At 67.6% G+C, this 6,532-nt stretch carries 9 protein-coding genes and 1 pseudogene; 2 read left to right on the forward strand and 8 right to left on the reverse strand.

The window, feature by feature from the left end; translation table 11 throughout:
• The 8 genes and pseudogenes from SFU54_RS05585 to SFU54_RS05620 all read right to left on the reverse strand — a co-directional run.
• Positions 1–376 (reverse strand): annotated as a pseudogene (locus SFU54_RS05585) (hypothetical protein); the annotation flags it as partial.
• Positions 377–666: 290 nt separating this feature from the next.
• Positions 667–1,239: a hypothetical protein gene (locus tag SFU54_RS05590; RefSeq protein WP_319015308.1), complete on the reverse strand. Its 573-nt coding sequence runs from the start codon at positions 1,237–1,239 to the stop codon at positions 667–669.
• Positions 1,240–1,431: 192 nt separating this feature from the next.
• Positions 1,432–1,956 carry a nitroreductase family deazaflavin-dependent oxidoreductase gene (locus SFU54_RS05595; RefSeq protein ID WP_319015309.1) on the reverse strand — a complete coding sequence of 175 codons (525 nt, stop codon included), beginning with the start codon at positions 1,954–1,956 and terminating at the stop codon, positions 1,432–1,434.
• Complete coding sequence (locus tag SFU54_RS05600) at positions 1,949–2,506, reverse strand: nitroreductase family deazaflavin-dependent oxidoreductase (RefSeq protein WP_319015310.1); 558 nt, start codon at positions 2,504–2,506, stop codon at positions 1,949–1,951. Before SFU54_RS05600 ends, SFU54_RS05595 begins: the two co-directional genes overlap by 8 nt.
• The gene (locus SFU54_RS05605) at positions 2,503–3,162 is read right to left on the reverse strand and encodes a DUF2461 domain-containing protein (RefSeq protein WP_319015311.1); all 660 of its coding nucleotides are present in this window, start codon (positions 3,160–3,162) and stop codon (positions 2,503–2,505) included. Before SFU54_RS05605 ends, SFU54_RS05600 begins: the two co-directional genes overlap by 4 nt.
• The gene (locus tag SFU54_RS05610) at positions 3,159–3,710 is read right to left on the reverse strand and encodes a hypothetical protein (RefSeq protein ID WP_319015312.1); all 552 of its coding nucleotides are present in this window, start codon (positions 3,708–3,710) and stop codon (positions 3,159–3,161) included. Before SFU54_RS05610 ends, SFU54_RS05605 begins: the two co-directional genes overlap by 4 nt.
• Before the next feature lie 42 nt (positions 3,711–3,752).
• A complete protein-coding gene (locus SFU54_RS05615; RefSeq protein ID WP_319015313.1) occupies positions 3,753–4,514 on the reverse strand; it encodes a hypothetical protein in 762 nt (253 codons plus the stop codon).
• Between the two features lie 45 nt (positions 4,515–4,559).
• Positions 4,560–4,985: a DUF1761 domain-containing protein gene (locus SFU54_RS05620; protein WP_319015314.1), complete on the reverse strand. Its 426-nt coding sequence runs from the start codon at positions 4,983–4,985 to the stop codon at positions 4,560–4,562.
• A 103-nt stretch (positions 4,986–5,088) separates the two neighbouring features.
• Between SFU54_RS05620 and SFU54_RS05625 the strand changes: the two genes are divergently transcribed.
• Together SFU54_RS05625 and SFU54_RS05630 are read left to right on the forward strand one after the other, a co-directional pair.
• Positions 5,089–6,006 carry a hypothetical protein gene (locus tag SFU54_RS05625; RefSeq protein WP_319015315.1) on the forward strand — a complete coding sequence of 306 codons (918 nt, stop codon included), beginning with the start codon at positions 5,089–5,091 and terminating at the stop codon, positions 6,004–6,006.
• A gap of 64 nt (positions 6,007–6,070) precedes the next feature.
• The coding region (locus tag SFU54_RS05630; protein WP_319015316.1) for a 1-acyl-sn-glycerol-3-phosphate acyltransferase at positions 6,071–6,532 on the forward strand (462 nt) is incomplete at its 3' end.

Here is a 6,532-nt window from a genome sequence, read left to right on the forward strand (position 1 = left end):
CAGTCGCACCCGTCGCGCCCGTGGCACCCGTGAGACCCTGCTCACCCTGAAGACCCTGAATGCCTTGCGGACCCTGCGGCCCAACAGGACCAGCCGGCCCAGCGGGACCAACCGCACCGGTCGCACCAGTCGCACCGGTCAGACCCTGCTCACCCTGAGGACCAGCAGCACCAGTCGCACCCGTGGCGCCGGTCGCACCGGTCGCACCGGTCGCACCCGTGAGACCCTGCTCACCCTGAAGACCCTGAATGCCTTGCGGACCCTGAGGCCCAACAGGACCAGCCGGCCCAGCGGGACCAACCGCACCCGGAGCTCCGTCGGTGCCATCAGCACCATTGAGACCAGGAAGACCAGCAACGCCAGGAATACCCTGCACACCTTGAATTCCCTGAGGGCCGATCGGGCCAGCCGGGCCAGCCGGGCCAGTGGCGCCTGTAGCACCGGTCGCACCGGTCGCACCAGCCGGGCCTTGCGTGCCAGGAATACTGAGTGTTGGAAGCTGGCCACTGTCGTCGTTGACGATCAGAGGACCGAAGACACCTGACGGCGAATCAACGGCCGGCGGACGAGTCGGTCCGGGCGCGGCAACAGCCACGCCCAGTCCCAGCTGCGTCCCCACAGCGATGGCTGCAGCGAGCGCTACGGCACGAAGAATTCGCCCGGCGGTCATTGCAGTATCTCCACCGTGCCGTCTTCAACGAGAGAGAACGATTCGCCCTCACCAGGCGCATAGACCTCGACTTGGAATCCGAGACCTTCAAAACTGAAGTACGTCGACAGAGGCGCTTCGGGGGTCGTGACAATGAGCGCGCCACCCTGAGTGACGGTCGACGTCGCGCCTTCTCGCACTCCGGCCTGAACCAGGTTGTCGTAGCCATCAATGTTCGGGTACGTCGCGACGGTGAGGAAGTCATCGCTCGGTTCGCCGAGCTCGGCACCGGCGGGCAAGTAGCGAACGTAGAAGACGCCCGTGTCAGTGATCGTCAACTCGTATTGAACGCCATCTTGTGGCCCAGCCCAGTAAACCGGGCCGTTCGCGGCGCCAAACGCTCGCAATTCTGCTTCTGACACGATTCGTGGCCACGAAACCGCGGCCGTTTCCTCAACGTCAGGGGTGCTCGGCGTCGTGGGGTTGAGCGCCTGCCACGCAAAGAAACCTCCGACGCCCAGTGCGGCGACGACAAGGGTGCCGATGACGACACCAAGAACGCGCGATCGGGTAGAAGAAGTGCGAGCCACGGGTTTCCTAACATCGGGTATGTCAGAGTGCCTAGTCGAGACACGGGAACGTCAGACACGGGGGTTTCCAACGCGGACTAGCCAGACTGACAACGAATTTAGCGCGAATACGCCAGCAATTGCGACTATTCCTTGGCCCCTATTCGGGCCACGGTGGGTGCGGTGCATCTTGCGAGGAATCGGGGCAGCGCGCTAGTCGTGCAGCGTGCGCACCAGCGTGAGCAGAAAGAGTCGGGCGGTGCGCCCCGAGTCGCGCTCGTAGGCCCGGTACTCGGGCCACTGTGACTCGAGGTGGCGCCACACGCGATCTCGGGCATCCCCGTCGATGACGGATGCCCGCACGACGTACCGCCGCCCCCGCACCGTGATCTCGGCCTCGGGGTGGGCGAGCAAGTTGTACGTCCAGGCCGGGTGCTTCTCGTTCGCCCAGTTGGTGCCGGCGACGATCGCCCGACCGTAGCCGTCGGCCGTGTACATAAGCACGGTGTCGCGGGCGAGTCCGCTCTTGGCGCCGCGGGTCGTGAGGATGAGCGAGGGCACGAACACGCTGCTGAATTGCACGCGGCCACCGGTGGCCTCGGCGAGCATCCGTTCGATGGGGGGCATGACGCGCGGAGCCGCCCAGCGCCACACGCTCGTGCGCGTGATCGCCGAGACGACGATGCGCACGCCGCGCACGACGGGGTCGACGGTGGGCAGCGGTCGAAGGTCAGCCACGGGGTGCTCCTGCCAGGTCGAGTTCGTCAGTGAGGGTCAGCAGAAACAAGCGGACAACGCGGCCCGACTCGCGCTCATAGGCTCGGTACCCCGGCCACTGGCGCTGGATGAGCACCCAGGCCGCCTCGCGTGCTTCGCCGTCGATGACGGATGCCCGCACCGCGAATCGCCGCCCCCGCACGCTGATCTCGGCCTCGGGGTGGGCGAGCAGGTTGTAGGTCCAGGCAGGGTGCTGCTCGCGCCCGAAGCTCGTGCCGGCGATGATGGCGCGGCCGTCGCCGTTGGCCGTATACATGAGCACCGAATCGCGCGGCACACCGCTCTTGGCCCCCGTGGTGGTGAGAATGAGCGAGGGCACGAGCAACCCGCTCAGTTGCACACTTCGGCCCGTGAGTGCCGCGATCGCCCGTTCGACGGGCGGCATTGCCCGCGGCGCGGCCCAACGAAAGGCCCGCGTGCGCGTGACAGGCGCGACGATGGCCCGCACCGCGCGCACGACGGGGTCGGGCCGTTGCCCGCCGCCCGCGATCATCGCCTCGCCCACGGTCATCGACTCGATTCGTCGGCGGTCGGTGGGTTCTCGGCGATCCAGTCGTTCCACACTCGAACCGTACGCCAGCCCGCGCGCACGCGGTCAACGAGTTCGGCGCCGTGCATCCACGAAGCAGGGGCGTGCTGCGCACTGATGGCGAGGTTCTTGAGGCGCAGCAGGCCGATGTGCGGGTGGTCGGTGCTGAAGCCGCGCGGTGCGGTCGCGAGCGCCTTGTCGGTCATGATCACGAAGCCGCTCTCGCTGACCTCGTCGAGCGTTGCCTCGAGGTCGCCGACGAGCCGGTTGTCGTCGACGATCTCGCGAAAGCGCGCAAGCTGTTCGCGCGCCGGTTGATAGAGCCCGCCCGCGAGCATGAGGCCGTGCTGCGAGAGCTGCAGGTAGTAGCTCGCCGCTGAGTCGTCGGCGGTCACGAGACCGAGGTGGTCTTTGTATGGCCGCTTATCGGCGCTGAACCGCACGTCTTTATAGGGGCGAAAGATCTTGAGCGGCCCGAACTCGCCCCCCAGCTCGTCAACGAGCCGCTCGATCGGCGCCTTCACGCGCTCGTCGTACCGCTGTTTGTTCGCGAGCCACCACTCTTTGTTCTGGTTCTGCTCGAGCTCGGCGTAGAACGCGAAGACATCGGGCTCAATGCCGCTGAATGCATCGGTCACGGATGCTCACTCTCTGTTCGTGCGGCGCTCAGGGCGCCCAGCGCCAGGTCGAGGCGATCGGCCAGGTACTCGTCGAGGGGGCGCAGCGCCGAGTCGGGAGCCGTGGGCATCCAGCGCACGAGCACGCCGTCGTCGCTCAGCACGAGTGGTCCCCGCTCGACGCTCATCGCGGCCGCATCGTCGAGCGGCAGGGGCCGGGAGTCGATCACCACGGTGCTGCCCTCGGGCAGGCGCGCGTCGAGCAACCGCTGGCGCAGCTCACGCCGCGCCCGCGCACTCTCTGACTGGTGACCCGGCAGAACCTGCCGACTCGCCCGCGCGATGCGCCCCGGTTCGGCGGCGCCCCCGCTCGCGGTGACGAGCACCGCGCCGAGCACGAATCCTTCGCCGGAGCGCCGAAAGCTCTCGCGACGCGGAATCACGCCGAGCGCGCGGTGTGCCGGCACGGTGACGACGAGCTGCTCGGGCGTGGCGCCCGCGAGGGCGAGCCGCTCGGCGGCCGCGGCGAGCGCGGCTCGGGCGTTGGCGAGCGCGCGGTCAGCATCCACAGCCCTATCGTGCCCCAGTCGGCTGGGTGACGCGCAGAATACTCAGTCGATTCCGGCGAGGCGCTCGAGAGCCGCCTGCAGAATGACCTGGGCGGGGTGCGCGAGCAGGTGGTGGTTGAGGTAGACACCTTCGAGCCACGAGGTCACCTCGGCTGCGGGCATGCCCACCGCCGTCCAGTCGATGCCCGGCTCGGCTGCAGCGCGCGGCGCCTGGGTGCGCGCATCGAGCCACGCACGCGCGATGCGGATGCTCGGCTCAGCGCCCTGCGGATCCCACAGCAACTCGATCGGGTGGTGGTCACCGTCGATGTGCTCGTGTTCGACGCTGCCACTGCCGAGCCACGGCAGCAGCATGAGCTCGCCCTCGAGTTCGACTTCGATGATCTCGAGCGGCACGGGGCCGGTCTCGCGCGCGAACACCCGGAGCCCGGCCGCATGCCACTCGGCCGCCTCTTCGGCATCGGCGAGAAGGTTGGGAACGACCGGCAGGGCTCGAGCCGCGAACTGCCGCGCCCACGTGAGCAGGGCCTCGGTCGGCTCGCGCTTCCACGGGCTGCCGTTGACGTCACGGCCGTCGGCGGCGTGGAAGTGATGCTCGAAGCCCTCATCGCTCACGTCGATGTGCAACTGGCCCGTCGGAAAGTGCACGAACAGACTGACCGTGCCGCTCTCTTCGTCGAACTCGGCGTCGAGCTCGGGGCGCCCGAGACCGCGGGGAAGCGGCGGCACCGAACCGATGCCGTCACCGAGATCGAGAACAGCCCGAAACGTCTGTGTGGGCAGGCGGAGCGTGGGGTCGGTCACCGCATCACCCTAAACGCTGGGCGCAGGGCCCGCAGCCGCGTGGGTTTAGCCGATGAGCCCGACGAGAAGGCCCGCCAAGGTGAGACCGACGATGTCGCCGCCGACCTCGATTGCCCAGACCTTGAAGCCGTCGCCGCCGAACAGGCGGTGCGACAGCGAGCTCGCGGCGGCGAACCCGACGCCGACGAGCAATCCGGCGAGCGCGCCGCCGAGCGGCCCGACCGGGCCCTGAACCTCAGCAACGAACCACAGCACGCTCGCGAGCGCGATGACTTGCACGAGGGCGCCAACGGCCGTCAGGCCGAAGAGCAACGCCGGGCCATGCAGCCCGGGAGGGTTCTCGGGGTCGAGACCCTTGGCGCGCATCCACGCGGGGTAGAAGGTCTTCGGGCCAAACCACAGGGCGCCCGAGATGAAGTAAACGACGAAGCCGGCGAGCACACCGAGCCAGTTCAATTCAAGAAGAAACATGGCCGCGACGCTACTCCTCAGACGGCTACGTTTGCGACCCCCTGCTCGGCTAGGCTCTCGCCCAGTATTGGATTGCCCCACCCCGAACCGAGAGGCCACTCCCATGGCAGAACGCAAGACCACGAAGAAGGTCGTCAGAGTCGAGGTCGACGAGACGGCTGCCGAGCGCGCCGAGTCGACCGAAGCGGGCGCGTCGACCGATTGGAAGCCGACGGCCGAGGCGAAGAGCCAGGCCACGGGCTTGCGGTGGGGTGCGTGGGGCTTCTGGGCGGGCGCTCTGATTGGCGAGGGCCTCGCGATCTACTGGTTGCTGTGGCTCGAGCCCTTCAAGCCCGCTGTGTCGGCTCCGTGGTTCGTCAACTCTGAGACCGCGCTGTGGCTGTTGCTCGGCATGCTGCTCGGCATCGGCCTGCTCGCCGTCGCGGGTTCGCAGCTGTGGAAGAAGGCCAACCGCCTCGACCCGGCCAAGAAGTCGGAGCCGGTCCGCTTCTTCGTGCAGAACCAGCTCGGCGCCATCATCACGATGATCGCGTTCTTGCCGCTCATCATCTTGATCTTCCTCAACAAAGACATGGACGGAAAGCAGAAGGGCATCGCAGGCGCCGTGGGCATCGTCGTGCTCATCGTCGCCACCCTGCTCGGTGCGTCGTTCAACCCGCCGTCGGTCGAGCAGTACGCCAACGAGGGCCAGATTCCCGAGTACACGGCGATCGTCGAAGAGCTCACGGGTCAGGACTACGTGACGTGGACTCAGAGCGGCAGCGTCTACCACCTGTGCCTCGACGCCTCGGCCGTCAACCGCGTGTCGGCCGACGGGGCGATCTACGAGGGAACCGTGGATGCTGCGCACGCCGATGGCAAAGAGGGCCTGACCCTGCAGGTCGAGCAAGAGCTCGGCGAGTGCGGTCTGCCCGAGCCCGAGAACCTCGACGAGCTCGAGGCCGAGATTCGCGAGCTGCGCGAGACCGTTGACGTGGACAACGCTCCGGCCGAGGAGCCCGCCGAAGAACCCGCGGGCTAAGCGCGACGATCTGTGAGACGAACGGGGTGGGGCGTGCAAACGCTCCGCCCCGTACTCTTGTCGCATGTTCCTTCGCCGCATGGTCGCGCGCATCTTCTGGGCTTTCAGTTCGTGGCGAATGGTGTCTGAGCCGGCGCCCGATCGACCAACCGTCTTGATCGGGGCGCCGCACACCTCCAACTGGGATTTCGTCTTCATGCTCGCCATCGCGTGGAAGCTCGACATGCACTTTCGCTGGCTCGGCAAGAAGAGCCTGTTTAAGGGATGGCGCGGCCCGATCATGCGCGGCCTCGGCGGCATCGCTGTCGACCGGGATGCGCCTAGCGCCGTGGTTGGCGAGGTGCTCGCGCGCATCGAGTCGGGCGAGATCTTCGGCCTCGTCGTGACCCCCGACGGCACCCGCAAGGGCCACACCCACTGGAAGTCGGGCTTCTACCGCATCGCTCGCGAGGCGGGATTGCCCGTAACCCTCGGCTACGTCGACCGCACGACGAAGACCACCGGGCTCGGCCCCACCATCGATCTC

Origin of the sequence: Microcella sp., assembly GCF_033763155.1 — a bacterium.
Taxonomy (GTDB): domain Bacteria; phylum Actinomycetota; class Actinomycetes; order Actinomycetales; family Microbacteriaceae; genus Microcella.